The sequence below is a fragment of the Aequorivita vitellina genome, from assembly GCF_022008365.1.
Taxonomy (GTDB): Bacteria; Bacteroidota; Bacteroidia; order Flavobacteriales; family Flavobacteriaceae; genus Aequorivita; species Aequorivita vitellina.
The window spans coordinates 13,433-34,646 of sequence record NZ_JAIRBA010000002.1; the positions used below are offsets into that span (position 1 = coordinate 13,433).

Here is a 21,214-nt window from a genome sequence, read left to right on the forward strand (position 1 = left end):
GTTTACAGCATGGTTGATTATAGAAATTATATAGTTTGGCAAAAATCACATAGATTAGTCATTGATATATATAAAACCACTGCTTCATTTCCTAAAAGCGAACAATTTAACTTTACCTCACAAATTAACAGGGCGGCGCTGTCAATTCCAATAAATATTGTTGAAGGTTGTGGTCGAGAAACTCAAAAGGAATTAGTAAGGTTTTTATATATTTCCTCAGGTTCTGCACACGAATTAGAATATTTAATTCAAGCTGCTACCGAACTCAATTTTATTGACTCCAATGAATCTTTAAAATTACTATCAGAAGTTGCTGAAATAAAAAAAATGCTTTACGCATTAATTCAAACAATAAAAAAACAACTCTAAAAGCTTTATGCTTTAAGCTGTTAACTTTAAACTAGAAATATGTACCCGTTAAGAAGAAACCGAAGATTGCGAACCAATGAAAGTATGCGAAGCTTGGTTCGCGAAACTATCATTAGCCCAAACGACTTTATAGCGCCACTTTTTGTGGTGGAAGGAAAGGGCGTAAAAGAAGAAATTGCTTCCATGCCCAATTATTTTAGACTGAGTTTAGATTTGCTTGAAAAGGAAGTAAAGGAACTATGGAAACTTGGTTTAAAATCTGTTTTGCTTTTTGTAAAAGTGGATGATAAGCTGAAAGACAATACTGGTAAAGAAGCATTAAACCCTGATGGTTTGATGCAGCGAGCCATAAAAACAGTGAAAAATGCAGTGCCAGAAATGATTGTAATGACTGATGTGGCTATGGATCCTTTTTCCAATTTTGGTCACGATGGAATTGTTTCTGAAGGACAAATTCTTAATGACGACACCAATGCAGTTTTAGCAGAAATGTCGTTAAGTCACGCCATGGCTGGTGCCGATGTTGTTGCGCCCAGCGATATGATGGACGGTCGCATTTTTGAAATACGAACACTTTTAGAAGACGAAGGTTTCTTCAATACGGGAATTATGGCCTACAGTGCAAAATATGCTTCAGCTTTTTACGGCCCTTTCCGCAATGCGTTGGACTCAGCCCCAGTAGATGTAAAGGATATTCCGAAGGATAAAAAAACCTATCAAATGGATTTTGCAAACCGCGAAGAAGCTATCCGCGAAACTATAATGGATATTGACGAAGGCGCCGATATTGTGATGGTAAAACCCGGACTGTGCTATTTAGATATTGTTCGCGAAATTAAGGATGCTGTAAACGTTCCTGTGGCGGTGTATCAAGTTAGTGGCGAATATGCAATGCTAAAAGCTGCCGCAGAAAAAGGGTGGCTAGATCACGATGCTGTAATGATGGAGCAAATTACCGCAATAAAAAGAGCGGGTGCGTCACTTATTGCCAGCTATTTTGCAAAAGATGTTGCGAAACTGATTAATTAGCAAAATTTTATTACATCGGATGCATATTTCGAATACATTTGTGCTGTGAAACACATCGAAAAACATATCGATAGACTTTTCATTTCTATTGCCATCTTTTTGGTTTTCGGAAATGTGGTTTTTGCTCATGAAGCTATTACAATTAATAGCCAATTGGCCGTTCTATCTGAGCTTCAAGATGAAGACCAAGGTAAACCATTTGTTTTTGATGCAATTTCTGTTGGCGAAGTTTCGCAGACTGTTTCGCAGAATGAATATTTAGGTTTAGATTTGGGGGGAGCGTTTGTAACGCACCAAAACCTTCCGTTTGCCCATGTTTCGTTAAACTACAAATGTTATTACGCTTCAAAAGACAAGCGAGAGCTTATCTTTAAGCATCTGTTTCCATTCCATTTTTTTTGGTGAGTTTTTGATGGTTCTTCAGCTTGTTTAATTACTTATTCAAGCATTTACTTATTCAAATTTATTCACTTAAAAATTTATTTATCATGGAATTAAACACAACCCTAGTTGGGGTAGTTATACTATTATTAGTTTTTGTGCCAATTATATATTTAGTTATTAAAACTACAGGGAAAGAAAAGAAAATTAGAAAGGCTATTTCGCAACTTTCGCTGAACAATGGTATTCAATTAAAAAACATCGATTTTATTGGCAATTGCATTATTGCCGTGGATGAAAATTCTAAGAAACTAATCTATTCTTCAAAATCTAATCCAACGGCAGATTTTAAGATTATCGATATGACAGAAATGAAGGATTGCCGTGCTAAAAGTATAAAACAATCTGACAAAATCCTTGATTGGGTAGGGTTGGAGTTTGTTGCAAAAACGGGCCGGTTCGAAATTCCTTTCTATATTGAAACAAACGACGAAGAATTCACAAAAGATCCCTATGTATGTTTGCAAGATGCCAAACGCTGGGAAATCACTTTAAAACCGTTGCTTAAAGCTTCGTAATAAATTGTATTATACTACAAACCGCCCCTTATGGCGGTTTTTTTATGTAATTAACAAAGTGTTGCACTTAAAAATTGTTATAAATCTTTATTTTAGATGAAAATTATCTCAGCTACTTATGACATTATTAATCGTCTATGCATTTATCTCTATTTTCATTTCTTTTTTGTGCTCCATTTTAGAAGCGGCGCTGCTAAGCTTTACACCCACTTATCTGCGAATGAAAACTACTGAAGGAAAATCGTATGCCACTTCATTAACTAATTTTAAAAAGGATATTGACAAACCTTTAATAGCCATTCTCACTTTAAATACCATTGCCCATACAGTTGGTGCAATTTTGGTGGGAGTGCAAGCCGAAAAACTTCCTTTTAAAGTTGAAATTTTAGGCATGAATATAGTTGGAATAGTTTCAGCTATAATGACGATTCTAATTCTAATAGTCTCTGAAATTATCCCTAAAACTATTGGCGCTACCTATTGGAAAAAGTTAGGGTCGTTTACAGCTCTTTTTTTAAAACTAATTATTTTTCCCTTAAAATATACCGGTATTCTTTGGATACTTATGCTCGTAACGCGCATGGTTGGCAAATCTGCTCACGTGAGCACTATGAGCCGCGAAGAATTTATGGCAATAACCGATGCCGCCGAAGAAGAAGGGGTTTTTGAAGAAAACGAAACAACCGTAATTAAAAACTTGCTGGTGTTTAAAAGTGTACACGCAAAAGATGTAATGACGCCTTTTACCGTGGTTACTTTAGAAGATGAAACAAAAAGTCTCGAAGCTTTTCACCAAAACCATAAAAGTCTGCGTTTTTCGCGCATCCCGGTATATAAAGATAAATCGCACAACATTACAGGATTTGTACTTCGCGATGATGTGCTTGAAGAAATTGTGGAAGATCGCGGCGATAAATTGTTGAGCGACTTAAAACGGGAAATTTTTGTGGTTTCGGCCGAAAAACCAATCCCCGAACTCTTTGAAACCTTCATAAAACAACGGGTGCATATTGCCTCTGTTGTTGACGATTTTGGAAATACCATTGGCGTGGTGACAATGGAAGATATTATTGAAACCCTTTTGGGGCTCGAAATTATGGACGAGAGCGACAGTATTGAAGATATGCAACTACAAGCCCGTAAAAACTGGGAAAAACGTGCCAAACGAATGGGTATTCAAATAAATGAAGATATTCTAAAAAAGGATGAGGAGAAAGACCAATAATGAAAAGGGTTTTTATACAATCACCAATTGGAGTTTTGGAGCTAAAAGGAAATGCTGAAAGGCTTACATCTGTACTTTTTAAGGATGCTGAAACGGTTACTAATCCTAAAAAAATTCCGAATGAATTAATAGATGCAGTTGTTCAACTTCAGGAGTATTTTGATGGAGAACGGAAGAAATTCAATTTAAAACTTTCTCCGGAAGGAACCGATTTTCAAAAGCGAGTTTGGCAACAATTACAGGAAATACCTTTCGGAAAAACTATGAGCTACCAACAAATGGCGAACCAACTCGGCAATCCAAAAGTAATTCGAGCGGCAGCTTCAGCAAATGGGAAAAACCCGATTTCTATAATTATTCCGTGTCATCGAGTTATTGGAAGCGACGGATTGCTCACGGGTTATGCGGGCGGACTTCACCGTAAAAAGTGGTTGTTGGAACACGAAAATCCCTCGCCACAGCAAACTTTGTTTTAGATGAAAAAGTTTAAGAAATTCTTGAAGTGGTTTTTGGCACTAGTGTTTGTTTTAGTAATTGGCCTTTACATTACTGGCTACGGCTATATTTTTAAAGGGGTTTGGGTAGTTTATCTTCACGGGCACACGACTGCTTATATTGATGATTTTAAATTTTTTGAATCTGAAAAAATTCCCGCAAGTACCAATCCACAGCCTTGGCCTATTTATAAAAATTACAACTCCGTTGAAGCTACGCAAACGCTTTCAAAGACGAACAATTCGTTGGGAACGATTGCTTTTTTAATCATTAAGAATGATAGTATTTGGTTTGAAGAATATTTTGAAGGCTTCGGAAAAAACTCGCAAACCAACTCTTTTTCTATGGCGAAGAGTATTACTTCTGCTTTACTGGGGAAGGCTATTGATGATGGTTTTATAAAAAGTTTGAAGCAACCCGTTAGCGATTTTTACCCGCAGTATGCAAATACTGGTTTAACAGTGGGCGATCTTTCCTCAATGGCTTCGGGATTGGATTGGGATGAATCCTACTCCAATCCTTTTGGAATGACGGCGCGCGCTTATTACGACGCTAATTTGGCTGAAACTATTTTAAAGTTAAAAGTAGTTGAAAAACCGGGTGAAAGCTTCAAATATTTAAGCGGAAACACACAGCTTTTGGCGATGGTTATCCAGAAATCACTTCAAAATGCAAGTATGGATTTAAGTGAATATTTACAGGAAAGCTTTTGGCAACCCATGGGTTTTGAACAACCCGCACTTTGGCAAATTGACGATAAAAAGAACAGATTGGTAAAAGCTTATTGCTGTATTGGAAGTAATGCGCGGGATTTTGCGCGCTTTGGAAAACTCTATAAAGATTACGGCAAGTGGAATGACGCGCAAATTTTGGATTCTGCTTTTGTAGCGAAATCTATTACGCCGAGATTTCCGAAAAGTCCAGAATATGGCTATGGGTTTTGGTTAAGCGATTTTTTAGAGAAGCACATTTTTGTAATGCAGGGAATTCTCGGGCAATATGTAATCGTGATACCCGAAGATAACTTGATAATTGTGCGTTTGGGCCATCAACGAGGAAGTAAAAATGGAATGCCTTTTAGTTCAGATTTTTATGTTTATGTGGATGAAGTATACAAGATGCTTGGTGAAAATCAATAATTTTACGTAGCTTTAAGCATCTTCCCGATTGTAAATTTCGAAATATGATTAAGCGTATTAATCTGGAACACATCCTTTTTTTGGATATTGAAACCGTTCCGCAGCAAGAACATTTTAACGACCTTGACGATACTTCAAAAACACTTTGGGAACTGAAAAGCAAGTACCAACGCAAAGACGATATTTCGGCAGAAGACTTTTACGAACGCGCCGGTATTTGGGCGGAGTTTGGTTTAATAGTCTGCATTTCGGTAGGTTATTTTGTGTTAAGGGGCGACGTTCGCAATTTTCGCGTTACCAGTTTTCACGGCGATGAAGTGAAAATTCTGAAGGATTTTAAAACCCTGCTTGAAACACATTTCAACAAGCCGCATCATTTGCTTTGCGCACACAACGGCAAGGAATTCGACTTTCCCTATATTGCCCGAAGAATGATAATTAATGGAATAGACATTCCGTTTAAACTGGATCTCTTCGGAAAAAAGCCTTGGGAAGTTCCGCATTTAGATACGCTGGAACTTTGGAAATTCGGGGACTACAAAACCTATACTTCACTTAAATTAATGGCTCACGTTTTAGGCATTCCTTCGCCAAAAGACGATATAGACGGGAGCGAAGTGCGCAATGTTTTTTACGAAGAAAAGGATATTGACAGAATTATTATTTACTGCGAAAAGGACACCGTTACGGTTGCGCAAATTTTTTTAAGACTTCGGAATGAAGAAATTTTGGATAATGACGAAATACTTTCAGTTTAGGCCCCTTTTTTTGAAGCTAAATCTTTCGGTATGGTATTCTATCTAAAATTTAGTAGATTTACCAGCTATATTCAAAATATATTTTTATGACTAGTCTAAGATTCAATTCAAAATTATTTTTAATTCCAGTGTTTGCAGTGTCTATATTCTTTATTTCTTGTAAAGACAATAAAACCAGTGAAGAAGTAGCACCTGCAACCGTACAGGAAGCAACTCTTGAACAAAAGAAACAAGCGTTACAGAATGTAGCTCCTACTTCAAATACAAGTACCACAACAAATACTGCGGGTGGAATAAACCCTGCCCACGGACAACCGGGTCACCGTTGTGATATTCCAGTAGGTGCGCCTTTGAACGCTGCTGCGGGAAGCACAAATGCTACGCCAGCAATAAATTCGACTAATGCCGTGCCTGTTTCAACACCAGCTTCGGGAAGTGGTTTAAATCCACCTCACGGACAACCAGGACACAGATGCGATATTAAAGTAGGCGATCCGCTTTAAGAAAAACTTATTTATAAAAAACGGCCCGTTTCAATTGTGAAGCGGGCCGTTTTGTTTGTTTCAATTAATTAATTACTCTTTCACAAATCGTTTCATAAGTTTGTTCGTGTTGGTATTTACTTCAAGTATGTAAACACCGCTTTGCAAAGTTGAAACATCTAAGCTTGCCGAAAACGCACCTTTACCAACTACTTGCCCAATTACGTTATAAATAACATAATCTGCCCCAGTTGCGTTAACCAGTGAAATATTTAGCGTGTGTTTAGCAGGGTTTGGATAGATGGAAATTTCAGAATTGTTAAAACCTGTATCGCCTGTAATTCCTTGATTGACCGAATTGCTGATAATTACGGTATAATCTTCCACTTCGCCATAACTGAAGGTTTCACAAGAAGATGGATTTGAATTGTATTTCATAGAAACGCGCATTCTCGTCGCTCCTGAAAGTGCAGATGACGGCACAGTAAAACTTCCAGAGATAGAAGTAGAAGTGGTTCGGGAACGTGAATACACTTGTTCGCCAGAGTCGTTAAAATCGCCATCTTGATTGTAGTCAATCCAAACTCTATAAGCTTCACGATATTTTCTTCCAGTCCATCTTGGAGTAATGGTAATGGTGTTACTACTTCCTTTGGCTAATGTAGTGGACATACTCGTGAAATCTGCATAACCACCATTATTGCCAGAAAGATTGTTGATACTTCCTAATTGAACCCTGTCTATGTATTCGTCATTTGTATTGTTTCCATTAGAAGTACAATACGTTACAGTGTTTGAGAGTGTAGTAACATTTACCGTATTACTGAAACCAGAATTGTTGCCAGCTGCATCGTGCGCACGTACTTTAAAGGAATACGCGGTTGAAGGCGACAAACCAGTAATATTTGCTGAAGTACCCGAAACACTTCCTAAATTTGAACTGCCTTCAAAAACATCGTAACCTGTAACACCCACATTGTCTGTGGAAGCATTCCACGAAAGTGTAAGCGTTGTTTGTGTTACATTTGAAGCTGCTAAGCTAGATGGCGCGCTAGGCGCTTGGGTATCTGCACCGCCGCCGCCTAAGTTGATGGTGTAATCTTCTACTTCGCCATAACTAAATGTTTCACAAGAAGTTGGAATTCCGTTGTATTTCATAGAAACCCGCATTCTAGTTTCTCCGTCTACTGTGCCCGAGGGTACTGTAAACGTTCCGCTATTGGGAGTGTTTTTTGAAGCGGCTTTAGACCAAACCAATTCGCCGGCATCGCCAAAATCACCATCTCCGTTATAGTCAATCCACACCGCGTAACCTTCGTTCCAAGTAGACCCGGTCCAAGTTGGGGTTACAGTAATAGTGTAAGAAGAACCTTCATTTAAAGAAGTAGAAATACTCGTAAAGTCTGAATAAAACTGCGGGCCCGAAGCATTGTCAATTGTGTTTAATTGTACACGGCTAATATATTCGTCATTCACATTATTTCCTTGCGAAGTACAATAGCCGCTTCCGCCGCCACCGCCGCCATAAGCTGCGCCTACGCCAACTGCGTACCAAGCGTTTGTTGTTGCAATTTCTTCGGGGCTATCTGCACCGTATAAATCTCTAGCAGCTTGTATAGCACCGTTTCGGGCATCGCTGTACTGTGAGTTTGAGTTTAAATAAACGGTAAGATTTCTATAAGCAATTGCAGCAGCTTTATCCATTCCTAATCCGGTAACGTTATAGCTGTCTCCTTTATCGTTTGTTCCACTTTTACCTACGCTTAAAATGTAAAACCAAAAGTTTTGAACGCCAGAATTTGTATGAACACCGCCAGAATCTCCTGATCCTCCGTACCAATTTGTTCCTTGGTAGGTATCTGGATCGCCGTATGCATTGGGATTGCTCATGGAACGAAGTGCGCCACCGCTTCCGCCAGCACCAATGTCGTCACCCATTAACCAATCGTTTGAGCCAGAGGCAAATTTTTCAATTGATTCTCCAAAAATATCTGAAAACGATTCATTCAAAGCTCCAGATTGGTAACTGTAAACAAGGTTTGCTGAATACTCAGTTACGCCGTGGGTTATTTCGTGACCGCAAATATCTAGCGAAACCAATGGACCGTAATTTACACCATCGCCATCGCCATAGGTCATTCTACTGCCGTCCCAAAATGCATTTACATAATTAGATGAATAGCTAACGTACGATTTTATTACAGCTCCCGCATTATTGTATGAGTTTCTGCCGTGTTTTTGGCTGAAGTATTTATGCGTGCGTTCTGCTCCAAAATGTGCTTGAACTCCTGTTGCATTCGATGTAAAATTTGTTGAATTACTTGTAACATCAACCGCATTGTTATAATTGGTGCTGTTGTTTAAATCGAAAGTTTGAATTCCATTGCCGTCTGCAGTTTGTCGCAAACGGTACGGCCCCGAAGCATTATCTGCCGTAAATGAAACGTTTCCATTGTAAAGACTGGTTCCGGTAGCAGGCACGTTTGCGTGATGGATTCTTTTGTTTTCCATAATAAATTGCCCCGTTTTTGCGTCAATATAAACGTCGGCTCTGTAAAGAGGCGAGGTGGCATAAATGTCAAATTTGTACGCGAGCCGATTTGTTTCAGAAATATTCTCCATAGCTGGAAAAATCACCAAATCGCCCGTTGGTTTTTGATAGTTTGCCAAAGCCGCATTTACAGGATTCTGCCACATATATTTTGTGGCTCCCACGTGGGCAATGGCGCTGTTAAAAGCTTGCGATTTACTAACGTTTGGTGTTACATTAAAATCTTCAGCAATTGGAGCGTAGGCAGAATTTAAGGTTTGTACCGTGCCATTTTTGCTGCTAAGCGTAACGGTGGCAAATTCTACTTTTACACCATTAAAATACTGCTGCATTTTTTGGTGTGTAAATCCTAAAGGGTCGTGTTCTTGTTTTAGCGAAGTGAAAGAAGTGGGGGATGCTGGATTTAAAACTTCTTTGAAAATTTGTGCAGAATTTTGAAGCGAGTACGATTGTGAAGCATCAAAAACTACAAGGCTTTGATGCTGCTTGACGTTTTTCTTTTCATCGTCTTTGTTTTGGGCGGAAACAACCGCCGAAGTCCCAAAGATTAACAATGAAAATAATAATACGAAATTGTTAAAGTTTTTCATAATAATTAAGGTTAAGTGAATAAAAGGGTTTGTTGTTTTATTAAAAACATATAAAAGAACGACAATAATTGTGAAAATAAAATTTTATTCGACCAACTACTGTTAAATAAATATTCCGCCGATTATTCTATCTTTGAAATAATGAAAAATCCTCCCTTATTATCGGTTAAAGAATTATCGGTTTCCTTTGGAAATAAGAAAGGTTTCAAAGAAGTTTTGCACCGTATTTCTTTTGAAGTTTTTAAAAACGAAATCGTCGGGATTGTTGGCGAATCTGGTTCGGGAAAGTCTGTAACTTCGCTCGCAATTATGGGGTTGCTGCCCAAAAAACAGAGTGTGCTTTCGGGAACTATTTCGTTTGAAGAAAAAAATCTTTTAAAAACTTCGGAAAGGGATTTTCGAAAAATACGCGGCAGCGAAATTGCAATGATTTTTCAAGAACCGATGAGCGCTTTAAACCCATCGTTAAAATGTGGATATCAAGTTTCCGAAATACTTCAACTTCATTTAAATATGAATTCTTCGGAAGCAAAAAAAGAAACCATTTCACTTTTCAAAAAAGTGAAATTACCACGACCAGATGAAATTTTCAACAGTTACCCGCATCAAATTAGCGGCGGACAAATGCAACGGGTTATGATTGCGATGGCAATTGCATGCAAACCAAAATTGTTAATTGCAGACGAACCCACCACCGCGCTCGATGTGACGGTGCAGAAGGAGATCATTTCACTTTTAAAATCCATTCAACAGGAAACAAAAATGGCGATGCTTTTTATATCGCACGACTTAAGTTTGGTTTCCGAAATTGCCGATAGCGTAGTGGTTATGTATAAAGGAAATATCGTTGAAAATGCTACCACAACTGAGATTTTTAAAACCCCCAAAGCTGAATACACAAAAGCGTTGTTGGCCTCACGACCGGCATTGAACGTACGTTTGGCTAAATTGCCAACCATTGCTTCAATTTCTGACGAAAGTTTTAAAGCGAGGGAGGTCAAACCTGTAGAACGTGCTAAAAGACACAAAAATATTTATACCCAAAAACCAATTTTGGAGGTTGACAATTTAGAAAAATATTATTTCAGCAATGTAGGCCTCTTTGCTAGGAAGGAAATAGTGAAAGCCGTGGACAATGTTAGCTTTGCGGTTTTTGAGGGGGAAACTTTAGGGCTGGTTGGCGAATCGGGTTGCGGAAAATCTACCTTGGGTAAAACAATTCTTCAACTTGAAAAAGCTACATCCGGAAACATAAAATATCGCGGAAAGGAACTCACAAAACTTTCCACAACCGAAATACGAAATCTCCGGAAAGAAATACAAATTATTTTTCAGGATCCGTATTCATCATTAAACCCGCGTATAATGATTGGCCAAGCTTTAATGGAGCCAATGGAGGTTCATCATTTGGGAAATTCTAAAAAGGAACGCAAGAAACGCGTACTTTCGTTACTTGATAGAGTAGGGTTGGACGAGAGTTATTTTTATCGATATCCGCACGAACTTTCCGGTGGGCAGCGCCAGCGAGTGGGCATTGCACGTACTATTGTTGTGGAACCAAAACTTGTTATTTGCGACGAATCTGTTTCTGCGCTGGATATTTCGGTGCAGGCGCAAGTGCTTAATTTATTGAATGAACTAAAAAACGATTTCGGGTTTACCTATATATTTATATCGCACGATTTGGCAGTGGTAAAATATATGTCGGATCAGCTTTTGGTTATGAATAAAGGGAAGATAGAAGAATTAGGCGATGCAGACGAGATTTACGAAAACCCACAAACCGAATATACAAAAAGGTTAATAGCTGCAATTCCAAAAGGTATTTAGACAAAAAATAAAACCCGTCCTCTGAGAGAACGGGTTTTAAGAACAATCTGTGCTTATGACAGATTTGGGGCAAAAAATACCATAAAAAAGGATTGGACTGTTAAAAACATTTTTTTAAATAATGAAATGTCGTAGGTTACAATTCATGTATGTATTTTAATGATCCAACCACTTTTCTATATGAGGTTAAGCTGGTAAGATTTGGGGCTGTAAAGATGCATGTATTAGTTTATATAAACGATGAAAAGCATATAAATTCGATGAAATGCACATAACTTTAACATAATTTAAATTATTTCACCTATATTATCTTAATTGAATGTTAAATCCGCTACTGAAAAATATTATTTTCAATATTAAATAACTTTTATAAAATTGATATAACTGTATAAATACGAAAGTCAATTTCCAGTAAACCTGATTTGCTGAAATCGTTTTTTAATTTTTATAGAAACTATAGAAGAAAAATAAATGAAGCAGCGCTTTAAAAAAAAATAAAAACCCGTTCTGTCAAAAAGAACGGGTTTTGTAATAAATCTGCTTATGACAGATTTAGGGCAAAAAAACCATTAAGAGAAATCAGATTTGTAATAATACTTTTTTAGAGATGCAAAGTAGGTTGCTGTACAAACTCCAGTATTGTTTCAATGATCTGACTACTTTTATTAAATTAGGATTTGTAAGATTTGGGACTGTAAAGATGTGACTTAAATTCGACATAGACGACAAAAAGCATATATAATCGATGAAATACATTTATATTTAACATATCGATGTATTTTTAGTGCTATCTGTCTTAAAATAATGTTAAATTATTCACAGTTATAAATTTGAGAGCTCATTTTTTAAATTCACATTTAGTACAATTTATAAAACATATAAGAATTTCGGACGAGTTTGTTAAATATTTAAAAACCCGTTCTAACCTCACGAAGAACGGGTTTTAAATTATATCTGTAACTATGACAGATTTGGGGTAAAAAAACCATAAAAAAAGATCAGACTAAAAAAAACACTTTTTTAAAGAGGATAAGTACATTACGTAACAATCCAATTGTGCTTTTTAATGATCTGATTACTTTTTCCATATGAGGTTAAGTTGGTAAGATTTGGGACTGTAAAGATGCATGTATTATTTAATATAAACGACAAAACGCATATAAATTCGATGAAATGCATTAAAAATTAACATTTAAGGAGGGTTCATACTTATATCACATAAAAAAACCATGAAAATCATGGTTTTTGATAGCGTGATTTTTATTTTGTATTTAAAATTTCATCTCTGCAATCGCTCCATCTACAATTAAATCTCCCTCTGTAGCTTTTTGAATTTCTTCAACAGTTACGCCCGGAGCGCGTTCAAGCAAGTGGAATTTTCCGTCTTTAATTTCGAGAACAGCGAGATTGGTTACTATTTTTTTAACGCATTGTACGCCGGTTAAAGGAAGACTACATTCTTTTAACAGTTTTGATTCTCCTGCCCTATTGGTGTGCATCATTGCAACAATTATATTTTCTGCCGAAGCGACCAAATCCATGGCGCCGCCCATGCCTTTCACCATTTTACCGGGGATTTTCCAGTTGGCGATATCGCCATTTTGCGCAACTTCCATTGCCCCAAGTATTGTTAAATCTACGTGTTGTCCGCGAATCATTCCAAAACTCATTGCCGAATCGAAAAAGGAAGCGCCGGGAAGTGCTGTTATTGTCTGTTTTCCCGCATTGATTAAATCGGGGTCTTCTTCGCCTTCAAAAGGAAAAGGCCCCATGCCGAGTATTCCGTTTTCACTTTGAAATTCTACATTTATATCGTCGCGCACAAAATTAGCAACCAAAGTTGGAATTCCGATCCCTAAGTTAACGTAATACCTATCCTTTACTTCTTTTGCAATGCGCTGTGCTATTTGTTCTTTAGTTAAAGCCATTAGTTTCGTTTTCTAACTGTTAATTGCTCAATTCTCTTTTCAAATTTTTCTCCTTGGAAAATGCGCTGCACAAATATGCCAGGAATATGAATTTGATTGGGATCTAATTCGCCAGCAGGAACAAGTTCTTCTACTTCGGCAACCGTAATTTTTCCGGCGCCGCACATCGCTGGATTGAAATTTCTAGCAGTACCTTTAAAGATGAGGTTTCCGGCTTCGTCGCCTTTCCAAGCTTTTACGAAGGAGAAATCTGCTTTAAAAGCTTCTTCCATTACGTACATTTTTCCGTTGAATTCGCGGATTTCCTTTCCTTCCGCAACTTCGGTTCCGTAGCCCGCGGGGGTGAAAAAAGCTGGAATTCCACTTCGTGCGGCTTCGCATCGTTGTGCCAAAGTTCCCTGCGGAACCAGTTCAACCTCCATTTCGCCACTGAGCATTTGGCGTTCAAATTCAGCGTTTTCTCCTACATACGAAGAAATCATTTTCTTTATTTGATGCTTTTTCAGCAAAAGTCCGAGTCCAAAATCATCCACGCCCGCATTGTTTGAAATACAGGTAACGTTTTGGATATTTTTTCGAACCAATTCTGAAATAATATTTTCGGGAATGCCACAGAGACCGAAGCCGCCAAGCATAAAAGTCATTCCGTCTTCAATGCCTTCACAGGCTTCGCGAACGTTTGCAACTGTCTTTTTTATCATTTTTAAAATTTTCTGAAAATTACAAAATTTCAACCTATAAAAAAACCTCACAGTCTGTAAAAACAAGTGAGGTTTAACTTTAATAAAGTAGGATTAATTAGAAATCGAATTCATCTGGAATTTCCTCTACCTCCGGGTTGCCTTGGCGCCATTTAGAACAATCGGTTTCAATTGAAAGATTTGCCGGACGTTTAAAGTTACCGGTTGAAACGTCTAAATCTTCGTCTGCGTAGCAACTTTTCATATAAGTACCCCAAATAGGAAGCGCCATGGTTGCGCCTTGGCCATAACGGGTAGATCCAAAATGAGTTGCGCGATCGTCGCCACCTACCCAAACTCCAGTTACTAAATTAGGGACCATTCCCATAAACCAACCGTCACTGTTATTTTGGGTTGTCCCTGTTTTTCCGGCAATTGGGTTTTTAAAATCGTATGGATAACCAGTAATTACACTTTTATAGTAGGCGTTGTCTTTTGCCCATGTGCCTCTTAAACGCGCACCTGTACCAGACTGGGTTACCCCTTCCATTAAACTTACGGTTACATAGGCTGTTTCATTGCTAATAACGTCTTTGGTTTTGGGGACATTTTGATAAAGTACCGTCCCGTTTTTATCTTCAATTCTTTGAATTAAAATAGGTTCAATATAAACTCCTTCGTTTGCAAAAGTACTGTAAGCGCCAACCATTTCATAAACCGACAGATCTGCGGTACCCAATGCAATAGATGGAACGGCGGGCATGTTTTTGGTATCGACGCCCATCTTTTTCACCAAATCAATAACGGGTTCTGGACCAACACGGTCTATTAGTCTGGCGGTAATTGTATTTATTGAATTTGCCAGTGCGTATTTAAGTGTTACCATTCCGCCGTAGCCACCACCAGAGTTTTTAGGAGTCCACGGCTCTAATAGATGGTGTTTGCCTGCGGGAATGGTATAAAGGGTATTGGGTAAAGTATCGCAGGGCGACATATGCATTTGGTCCATAGCAGTAGCATATACAAACGGTTTAAAGGTGGAGCCTATTTGGCGTCTTCCTTTTTTTACCATATCGTATTTGTAATGTTTGTAGTCAATACCGCCAACCCAAGCTTTTACTTCGCCAGTTTGGGGGGTCATCGACATCATTGCGGCTTGCAAAAATGATTTGTGATAACGGATGGAATCCATTGGCGTCATAATAGTATCAATATCGCCTTTCCACGAAAAGACGCGCATGGGCACTTTCTTTTTAAAGCTCTTTATTATTTCTTCTTCATCCTTTCCTTGCTTTGTCATTTCGCGCCAGCGGTCGCTTTTTCGCATGGCTGAGTTCATAATATGCTCAGTTTCTTTTTCGGTAATATCGCGAAAGGGAGCGGTTTTATTTTTTTCGTTTTGCTCGTCAAAAGCTTTCTGCAGCCTGGTCATATGTGTTTTAACAGCTTGTTCGGCATATTCTTGCATTTTGCTGTCTATGGTCACGTAAACTTTTAAACCATCTTCATAAATATTGTATTTACTACCATCCGATTTTGGATGTTCCTTTATCCAATCTTCCATAAATTGGCGGGCGTATTCACGAAAATATGTTGCGCTTCCCTCGTCGTGACCTTGGGGGGTAAAATTTAAGTTTAACGGGAGCGCTTGAAGTGAATCCATTACGGTTTCTGAAATATAATTGTACTTCTCCATTTGCGCCAAAACTACGTTTCTTCGGTTGCGAACCAATTCTGGTCTTCGGTTCGGATTGAAAAGTGAAGAGTTTTTAAACATACCCACCAACATAGCAGCTTCGGCAGTTGATAGTTGCGAAGGGGGCTTGTCAAAATAAATATGTGCTGCACTCTCTATACCTACCGCTTGATTTAAAAAGTCGTACTCATTAAAGTACATAGTTATTATTTCTTCTTTTGTATAACGACGTTCTAAACGAGTGGCGATAATCCATTCTTTTATTTTTTGAAGTACTCTTTCAACTTTGTTTGAAGCGCGCTGGTCTGTAAAAAACAATTTTGCCAACTGCTGGGTGATTGTACTTGCACCGCCCCGTGAACCTAAAAATGCAATTGCGCGTACGGTACCTCTTCCGTCAATGCCCGAATGTTCGTAAAAACGTACGTCTTCGGTGGCAACTAAAGCGTTTATTAAATGATCGGGAAGGGAGTCGTAAGGTACGGGTGTTCTGTTTTCTTTATAAAATTTACCGATTGTTTTTCCGTCTGAAGAAATAATCTCAGTTGCGAGATTTTTTTCGGGATTTTCAAGGCTCGTTTCATCGGGAAGACTTCCGAAGAGGCCCCAAGAAGCAAATAGAAAGAATAATATAAATACGAGAATACACCCTGCAAATATTTTCCAAAAAGTCTTAATGTGACGGCTCACATCGCGTTGTTTCTTTTTTTTCGGAGCTGCTTTTTTTGTTGCCATATATATGTTTACTTGATGGTGGCTTCTTCAATGCTGAAACCAACATCTGTAACGCCTTCTAGTTTTGTAACGCCTTCTACTTCGCCATTATTGCGCATTGCTTGGCCTATGGTTACCGTGTAATTTCCGGGTTCAAGAAACCTTACATTTTCTTTATACCACAGTTTGTTTTCTTTTACATCGCCAATTCCTTGACCTATCCATGAGCCGTCTGGATTTGCCATTCGGTATTCAAGTGTGTCAGTTACGGTTTTGCCGTGTGGAAAATTCATTGAAACTATTAAAAATAAATTATTAAACTTGTATTCGTTCGTATTTCTAATATTTACAAATAAATTATATTGTTTAAGCGAATCTAACTGTGGAAGGGTAAACGCGACCACTTCCTCAGCACCCCAATGGTCGTCCATTGCTCGAATTTCGCTATACACTGTATTAGATTCGCAGGAAACGAAGAAGATGGTAATCAAAAAAAATGCCAATACTTTATTCATCTTTTTTAGGCTTGCGGTTTCTGTTTTTATGGGGCCTGTTTCCTCCTTGTTTGGAAGCTTTATTTTTTGGCTTATTTCTAGGAGAATTTGCTGCAGTTACTTCAGTTTTACTTCTTTTATTTCGGCTTTTACTTCGGCGTTTTTTATTCGTTTTTTTCGGTTTATCAAAACGCGTTAGGCTGTCTTGACCCACAACATTGCCATACGGCTCTTTTTCCTCTTTTGGAGCTTCAATTATAAACTCTTCCAGTGCTATTGGTTTCTTGCCTTTTTTGTTCAGTTCAATTATTTCGTTGGCTTTTTCAACGGTTAATTCGTGCCAATTCATAAATTCCTTTTCATAAGCGTACCACAATACACCTTTAAAAATATCTATTTTTTGGCAAGTAGCGTATCCTTTTTCAGTTTGAAGTTTGGTATCTGTACTTGGGAACGATTCCAAAGCCTCCAAGTACGTATCTAGTTCATAATTTAAACAGCACTTGAGTTTTCCACATTGCCCGGCAAGTTTTTGCGGATTTAAAGAAAGTTGCTGATAACGCGCTGCGGAAGTATTTACCGAACGAAAATCTGTTAACCACGTAGAGCAACAAAGCTCGCGACCACAACTTCCAATTCCTCCCAAACGAGCGGCTTCTTGGCGGAAACCTACTTGTTTCATTTCAATTCGCGTGTTGAAAGTACGAGCAAATTCTTTAATTAGCTCACGAAAATCTACGCGCTCTTCGGCGGTGTAATAAAAAATAACTTTTGAAGCATCGCCCTGAAATTCCACATCGCTAATCTTCATTTGAAGTCCGTGGCGGATTGCAATTTCGCGCGAACGTTTTTGAACGTCGGCTTCTTTATCGCGAACGCCTTGCCAAATATCAATATCTTTTTGTGAAGCTTTTCGGTAAATTTTGGGCAATGCTTCAACTTTTAATGGAATTTTTTTCTTCTTCATTTGCACGCGAACCAATTCGCCGGTAAGCGTGATTATACCAATATCGTGTCCTGGTGCAGCTTCGGTGGCTACAATATCGCCAATGCTTAAAGTAAGATTTTCTGAATTTTGGAAGAATTCTTTTCTTCCGTTTTTAAAACGCACTTCGGCCGCATTGAAGGGTTCCATATTTGCGGGAAGTTGCATATTTGAAAGCCAGTCGAACACCGTTAGTTTGTTACAGCCATCGGTTCCGCAAGTACCATTGTTCTTGCATCCCTTTGGCTGGCCGTTGGCGCCTGTGGCACAGCTGGTACAGCCCATATTTTTTATATATAAAGCCCTTTTCCAAATGAAGAGGGACGAAAATTAAACAAAAGAGTTAATCGGTAAAGATACCAATAATTAATTACGAATTCGAAATTCAATTTTTAAAATAATGAAGTAATAATTCAGCTTTTAATCAATGGTGTCATTTCTTTTGGACTGAAAATTTATATTTAATTCTTTGTTGAAAAATTCAGTAAATTCTTCCATGGTTTCAAAACGTAAGCTGTTGTTTGGGCTAAGTGAATCTATAAACTCAAAACGATCATTATCGCCCATAAGTCTTTCCATTTTCAAAGACATCAACAATTGTGTTTCAGAATAGTTATCCAATAAAAAGGAATCCAACCTGCGTTTTATTCTAGGGACCTTCACAGAATCTTTAATTGTAAGATATAATTCTGAAATTATAGTGTCTTTAGATGCAATGCGATTAATTGCTGTAGAATCTAATTTCAGACTATCAATCAAAATGTTAAGCTTCTCTTTCTCGCCGAAACCTGGTGATTCATTTTTTTGGGAGAATGCCGAGATTGAAAATAATATTGAGAAAAACAAAAAGAATAATATGTTTTTATTACTTGTCATTTGAGGCTTTTTATGATGAAAAACAAATATAACAAATTACACAAAATCACTTTTTCACTATAATTATCACTTTTTGAACTTCAATTTTTCTGAACGCCCCTTCTTAAATATTTTGTTGCTATTCGGAATACCTTGTCGAAGCCTTTTTTGTTCTTCTTCGGGCAGGTGAATAATTTCGATACACTCCTCGCTACAACAGTTTTCCATAGCTGCTTCGCACTTTGGGCATTGAATAAAAAGCAAGTGGCAGGCTTCGTTTGCACAGTTGGTGTGCGTATCGCAAGGTTCTCCACATTGGTGGCAATGGCTAATAACATCTTCGGTAATACGCTCGCCACGGCGATGGTCGAAAACGAAATTTTTCCCGATGAATTTATTTTCCAAACCTTGGTTTTCAACTTGTCGCGCGTATTCAATAATGCCGCCTTCAAGCTGAAATACGTTTTTAAAACCTTTGTGTTTGTAGTAAGCGCTGGCTTTTTCGCAACGGATGCCGCCCGTGCAGTACATAACCAGTTTTTTATCTTCTTTGTGGTCTTTTAGGTCTTCCTCAATTATATCCAATGAATCGCGAAACGTATCTACATCTGGCGTTACGGCGTTTTTAAAATGGCCTATTTCGCTTTCGTAATGGTTTCGCATATCTACCAAAACCACGTTAGGATCTTCAATAAGTTCGTTGAATTTGGAAGCATCTACGTGAATTCCTTTGTTGGTAACGTCAAAGGTTTCGTCGTTCAATCCATCGGCAACAATCTTATCGCGCACTTTTACTTTCAGTTTTAAAAACGATTTTAAATCCTGCTCAATGGCGATGTTTAAACGCACATTTTTCAGAAAATAAATACCGTCCAGAAATTCCTTGAATTCCTTAAAGCGTTTTGCCGGAACAGATAGTTGGGCATTTATGCCTTCGTGGGCAACGTAAATACGGCCCAAAACATCCTGCTCGTGCCAAGCAATAAATAAATGATTTCTGAAAAGATGCGGATTGCCAATCTTGGCGTACTGATAAAAAGAAAGGGTAAGCCGTTCTTCGCCGGCCTGTTCCAAAAGTGTTTCCCTCTCTTTTGCACTTAATTTATTGTACAGTTGCATGCTATACTTTTTTTAGAGTGAAAAGAATTAGTTTTTGAATCCTGCAAATGTACGGGTTTTAATGAAAAAGGGGAAATCCCATACAGCAACAGGAAAAACCCCCTTAAAAAACAGGGAAAATCCTGTTTTATATCATAAAATATTAGGCTAGATTTAACAGATCGACTAACTTTAATCGAACAAAATATGAAAACTCACGCCCAGACGCTCACACGCCCACACGCCCACTTTCCCCCAGACCCACACTCCAAATGCTGAAAACTTTTATAACCATACTCTTACTGGGCTTTACAACTACCTTTTTTGCCCAAATAACCCAAATCCCAGATCCCAACTTTGAACAGGCCCTAATTGACCTCGGTATCGACAGCGATGGCATCGTTAACGGGCAAGTGTTAACAAGTGATATTGAATTTGTAACCGATCTTAATGTTGCGAGTAAAGGCATACAGGATTTAACAGGTCTTGAAGACTTTTCAGCCTTGGAAAATTTAAATGTTTCTTTTAATATGATGACCTCATTAACATTAACAAATAATATAAACCTTAAAGAATTGATTTTTAACACTAGCTTCAATCTTCTAAACATTGATATTTCTAATAATATTAATTTGGAAACGTTGCGCAGTAGTTATTCCTTACTTACCCAATTAGATCTAACAAACAACCCAAACCTTGTGGAACTAGTTCTCGGGGAGCCTTCTCCCGCGGGTAATCATTTAATAGAGTTTCTAGACTTGAGTGTACATAGCGCTTTGATTAAACTTCAATTGATAAACTTGGAATATTTAAGTATAGTCGATTTACGTTCGGGAAGCAATAACATTCTTACAGATGTATTTGTAGAATGCACTTTGGATGGCGGGTTTAACTGTGAACCCTTCCCATGTTTTATGGTAGATGATGTGGATGCAGCCCAAAACAATCAATTTCCCTATTCAGAATGGGATGTTATGGCCATCTATTCAGAGGATTGTACTGCTGGACTAAATGATAATTCTTCTTCTATATTTACCATCCATCCTAACCCCGCCAAAAACGAACTCTTTATTACTGCCCAAAACACCACAGGAAACCTAAAAATCAAAATCTTCAACATTGAAGGCAAACTATTAAGCACCCATAATTTAGAAGTTGCAAATCAAACTTCCATAGATGTTTCAAGCTTAACAAGCGGCATCTGCTTTCTAAACATAGAAGATGAAAACGGCAACACCACCATCAAAAAATTCGTAATGGAATAAATTTAAAACAATCATTAATTCTCGAACAGCCGCTATCCAAACGGCTGTTTATTTTTTTGCAACTTTGACAAA

General features: G+C 38.0%; 19 protein-coding genes. 11 read left to right on the plus strand and 8 right to left on the minus strand.

The genetic code is table 11. The features are described 5' to 3' along the window. The first annotated feature begins 9 nt into the window (after positions 1-9). From K8089_RS01130 to K8089_RS01170, 9 genes are all read left to right on the plus strand, one after another. Positions 10-369 (plus strand): four helix bundle protein, encoded by a 360-nt coding sequence (locus K8089_RS01130; protein WP_237601426.1) that lies wholly within the window; start codon positions 10-12, stop codon positions 367-369. A 39-nt stretch (positions 370-408) separates the two neighbouring features. Beyond that, positions 409-1,398, plus strand: a complete 990-nt coding sequence (gene hemB, locus K8089_RS01135) for a porphobilinogen synthase (protein ID WP_237601427.1) — start codon at positions 409-411, stop codon at positions 1,396-1,398. A gap of 45 nt (positions 1,399-1,443) precedes the next feature. Next, a complete protein-coding gene (locus K8089_RS01140; RefSeq protein WP_237601428.1) occupies positions 1,444-1,803 on the plus strand; it encodes a hypothetical protein in 360 nt (119 codons plus the stop codon). An 83-nt stretch (positions 1,804-1,886) separates the two neighbouring features. After that, the gene (locus K8089_RS01145) at positions 1,887-2,357 is read left to right on the plus strand and encodes a hypothetical protein (RefSeq protein ID WP_237601429.1); all 471 of its coding nucleotides are present in this window, start codon (positions 1,887-1,889) and stop codon (positions 2,355-2,357) included. 118 nt (positions 2,358-2,475) lie between these two features. After that, positions 2,476-3,582, plus strand: coding sequence for a CNNM domain-containing protein (locus K8089_RS01150; RefSeq protein ID WP_237601430.1), 1,107 nt, complete (start codon positions 2,476-2,478; stop codon positions 3,580-3,582). Continuing rightward, positions 3,582-4,058 (plus strand): methylated-DNA--[protein]-cysteine S-methyltransferase, encoded by a 477-nt coding sequence (locus tag K8089_RS01155; protein ID WP_237601431.1) that lies wholly within the window; start codon positions 3,582-3,584, stop codon positions 4,056-4,058. Before K8089_RS01150 ends, K8089_RS01155 begins: the two co-directional genes overlap by 1 nt. Beyond that, complete coding sequence (locus K8089_RS01160; RefSeq protein WP_237601432.1) at positions 4,059-5,216, plus strand: serine hydrolase domain-containing protein; 1,158 nt, start codon at positions 4,059-4,061, stop codon at positions 5,214-5,216. Between the two features lie 44 nt (positions 5,217-5,260). After that, positions 5,261-5,974, plus strand: coding sequence for a 3'-5' exonuclease (locus K8089_RS01165; protein WP_237601433.1), 714 nt, complete (start codon positions 5,261-5,263; stop codon positions 5,972-5,974). A gap of 86 nt (positions 5,975-6,060) precedes the next feature. Continuing rightward, complete coding sequence (locus K8089_RS01170; protein WP_237601434.1) at positions 6,061-6,477, plus strand: hypothetical protein; 417 nt, start codon at positions 6,061-6,063, stop codon at positions 6,475-6,477. Between the two features lie 72 nt (positions 6,478-6,549). Here the strand turns inward: K8089_RS01170 and K8089_RS01175 are convergent, their stop codons facing one another. Continuing rightward, a complete protein-coding gene (locus K8089_RS01175; protein WP_237601435.1) occupies positions 6,550-9,597 on the minus strand; it encodes a M4 family metallopeptidase in 3,048 nt (1,015 codons plus the stop codon). A gap of 141 nt (positions 9,598-9,738) precedes the next feature. Here K8089_RS01175 and K8089_RS01180 point away from each other — a divergent pair, with 141 nt between their 5' ends. Beyond that, positions 9,739-11,427, plus strand: coding sequence for an ABC transporter ATP-binding protein (locus K8089_RS01180; protein WP_237601436.1), 1,689 nt, complete (start codon positions 9,739-9,741; stop codon positions 11,425-11,427). 1,271 nt (positions 11,428-12,698) lie between these two features. Here K8089_RS01180 and K8089_RS01185 read toward each other — a convergent pair. The 7 genes from K8089_RS01185 to trhO form a co-directional block, all read right to left on the minus strand. After that, positions 12,699-13,355 (minus strand): CoA transferase subunit B, encoded by a 657-nt coding sequence (locus tag K8089_RS01185; RefSeq protein ID WP_237601437.1) that lies wholly within the window; start codon positions 13,353-13,355, stop codon positions 12,699-12,701. After that, positions 13,355-14,056: a CoA transferase subunit A gene (locus K8089_RS01190; RefSeq protein ID WP_237601438.1), complete on the minus strand. Its 702-nt coding sequence runs from the start codon at positions 14,054-14,056 to the stop codon at positions 13,355-13,357. The genes K8089_RS01185 and K8089_RS01190 overlap by 1 nt, the downstream gene beginning before the upstream one ends. 97 nt (positions 14,057-14,153) lie before the next feature. Beyond that, on the minus strand, positions 14,154-16,466 hold the full coding sequence (locus K8089_RS01195; RefSeq protein WP_237601439.1) for a penicillin-binding protein 1A: 2,313 nt from the start codon (positions 16,464-16,466) through the stop codon (positions 14,154-14,156). Positions 16,467-16,474: 8 nt separating this feature from the next. Next, complete coding sequence (locus K8089_RS01200) at positions 16,475-16,960, minus strand: gliding motility lipoprotein GldH (protein WP_237601440.1); 486 nt, start codon at positions 16,958-16,960, stop codon at positions 16,475-16,477. Beyond that, on the minus strand, positions 16,953-18,209 hold the full coding sequence (locus tag K8089_RS01205; protein ID WP_237601441.1) for a PSP1 domain-containing protein: 1,257 nt from the start codon (positions 18,207-18,209) through the stop codon (positions 16,953-16,955). Before K8089_RS01205 ends, K8089_RS01200 begins: the two co-directional genes overlap by 8 nt. 135 nt (positions 18,210-18,344) lie before the next feature. Continuing rightward, on the minus strand, positions 18,345-18,800 hold the full coding sequence (locus tag K8089_RS01210; RefSeq protein ID WP_237601442.1) for a hypothetical protein: 456 nt from the start codon (positions 18,798-18,800) through the stop codon (positions 18,345-18,347). A gap of 66 nt (positions 18,801-18,866) precedes the next feature. After that, complete coding sequence (gene trhO, locus K8089_RS01215) at positions 18,867-19,898, minus strand: oxygen-dependent tRNA uridine(34) hydroxylase TrhO (RefSeq protein WP_237601443.1); 1,032 nt, start codon at positions 19,896-19,898, stop codon at positions 18,867-18,869. A gap of 251 nt (positions 19,899-20,149) precedes the next feature. On the opposite strand from trhO, the gene K8089_RS01220 reads away from it, so the two are divergent. Continuing rightward, on the plus strand, positions 20,150-21,142 hold the full coding sequence (locus K8089_RS01220; protein WP_237601444.1) for a T9SS type A sorting domain-containing protein: 993 nt from the start codon (positions 20,150-20,152) through the stop codon (positions 21,140-21,142). Positions 21,143-21,214 lie beyond the last annotated feature (72 nt).

Bases quoted from the DNA above. Each gene is read 5' to 3' on its own strand.
- K8089_RS01150 (WP_237601430.1), top strand. From the start codon at position 2,476: ATGACATTATTAATCGTCTATGCATTTATCTCTATTTTCATTTCTTTT.
- K8089_RS01210 (WP_237601442.1), bottom strand. From the start codon at position 18,800: ATGACAAGTAATAAAAACATATTATTCTTTTTGTTTTTCTCAATATTA.
- K8089_RS01160 (WP_237601432.1), top strand. From the start codon at position 4,059: ATGAAAAAGTTTAAGAAATTCTTGAAGTGGTTTTTGGCACTAGTGTTT.
- K8089_RS01200 (WP_237601440.1), bottom strand. From the start codon at position 16,960: ATGAATAAAGTATTGGCATTTTTTTTGATTACCATCTTCTTCGTTTCC.
- K8089_RS01165 (WP_237601433.1), top strand. From the start codon at position 5,261: ATGATTAAGCGTATTAATCTGGAACACATCCTTTTTTTGGATATTGAA.
- K8089_RS01185 (WP_237601437.1), bottom strand. From the start codon at position 13,355: ATGGCTTTAACTAAAGAACAAATAGCACAGCGCATTGCAAAAGAAGTA.
- K8089_RS01175 (WP_237601435.1), bottom strand. From the start codon at position 9,597: ATGAAAAACTTTAACAATTTCGTATTATTATTTTCATTGTTAATCTTT.
- hemB (WP_237601427.1), top strand. From the start codon at position 409: ATGTACCCGTTAAGAAGAAACCGAAGATTGCGAACCAATGAAAGTATG.
- K8089_RS01190 (WP_237601438.1), bottom strand. From the start codon at position 14,056: ATGATAAAAAAGACAGTTGCAAACGTTCGCGAAGCCTGTGAAGGCATT.
- K8089_RS01130 (WP_237601426.1), top strand. From the start codon at position 10: ATGGTTGATTATAGAAATTATATAGTTTGGCAAAAATCACATAGATTA.
- K8089_RS01170 (WP_237601434.1), top strand. From the start codon at position 6,061: ATGACTAGTCTAAGATTCAATTCAAAATTATTTTTAATTCCAGTGTTT.
- K8089_RS01195 (WP_237601439.1), bottom strand. From the start codon at position 16,466: ATGGCAACAAAAAAAGCAGCTCCGAAAAAAAAGAAACAACGCGATGTG.
- K8089_RS01220 (WP_237601444.1), top strand. From the start codon at position 20,150: ATGCTGAAAACTTTTATAACCATACTCTTACTGGGCTTTACAACTACC.
- K8089_RS01180 (WP_237601436.1), top strand. From the start codon at position 9,739: ATGAAAAATCCTCCCTTATTATCGGTTAAAGAATTATCGGTTTCCTTT.
- K8089_RS01205 (WP_237601441.1), bottom strand. From the start codon at position 18,209: ATGGGCTGTACCAGCTGTGCCACAGGCGCCAACGGCCAGCCAAAGGGA.
- trhO (WP_237601443.1), bottom strand. From the start codon at position 19,898: ATGCAACTGTACAATAAATTAAGTGCAAAAGAGAGGGAAACACTTTTG.
- K8089_RS01155 (WP_237601431.1), top strand. From the start codon at position 3,582: ATGAAAAGGGTTTTTATACAATCACCAATTGGAGTTTTGGAGCTAAAA.
- K8089_RS01145 (WP_237601429.1), top strand. From the start codon at position 1,887: ATGGAATTAAACACAACCCTAGTTGGGGTAGTTATACTATTATTAGTT.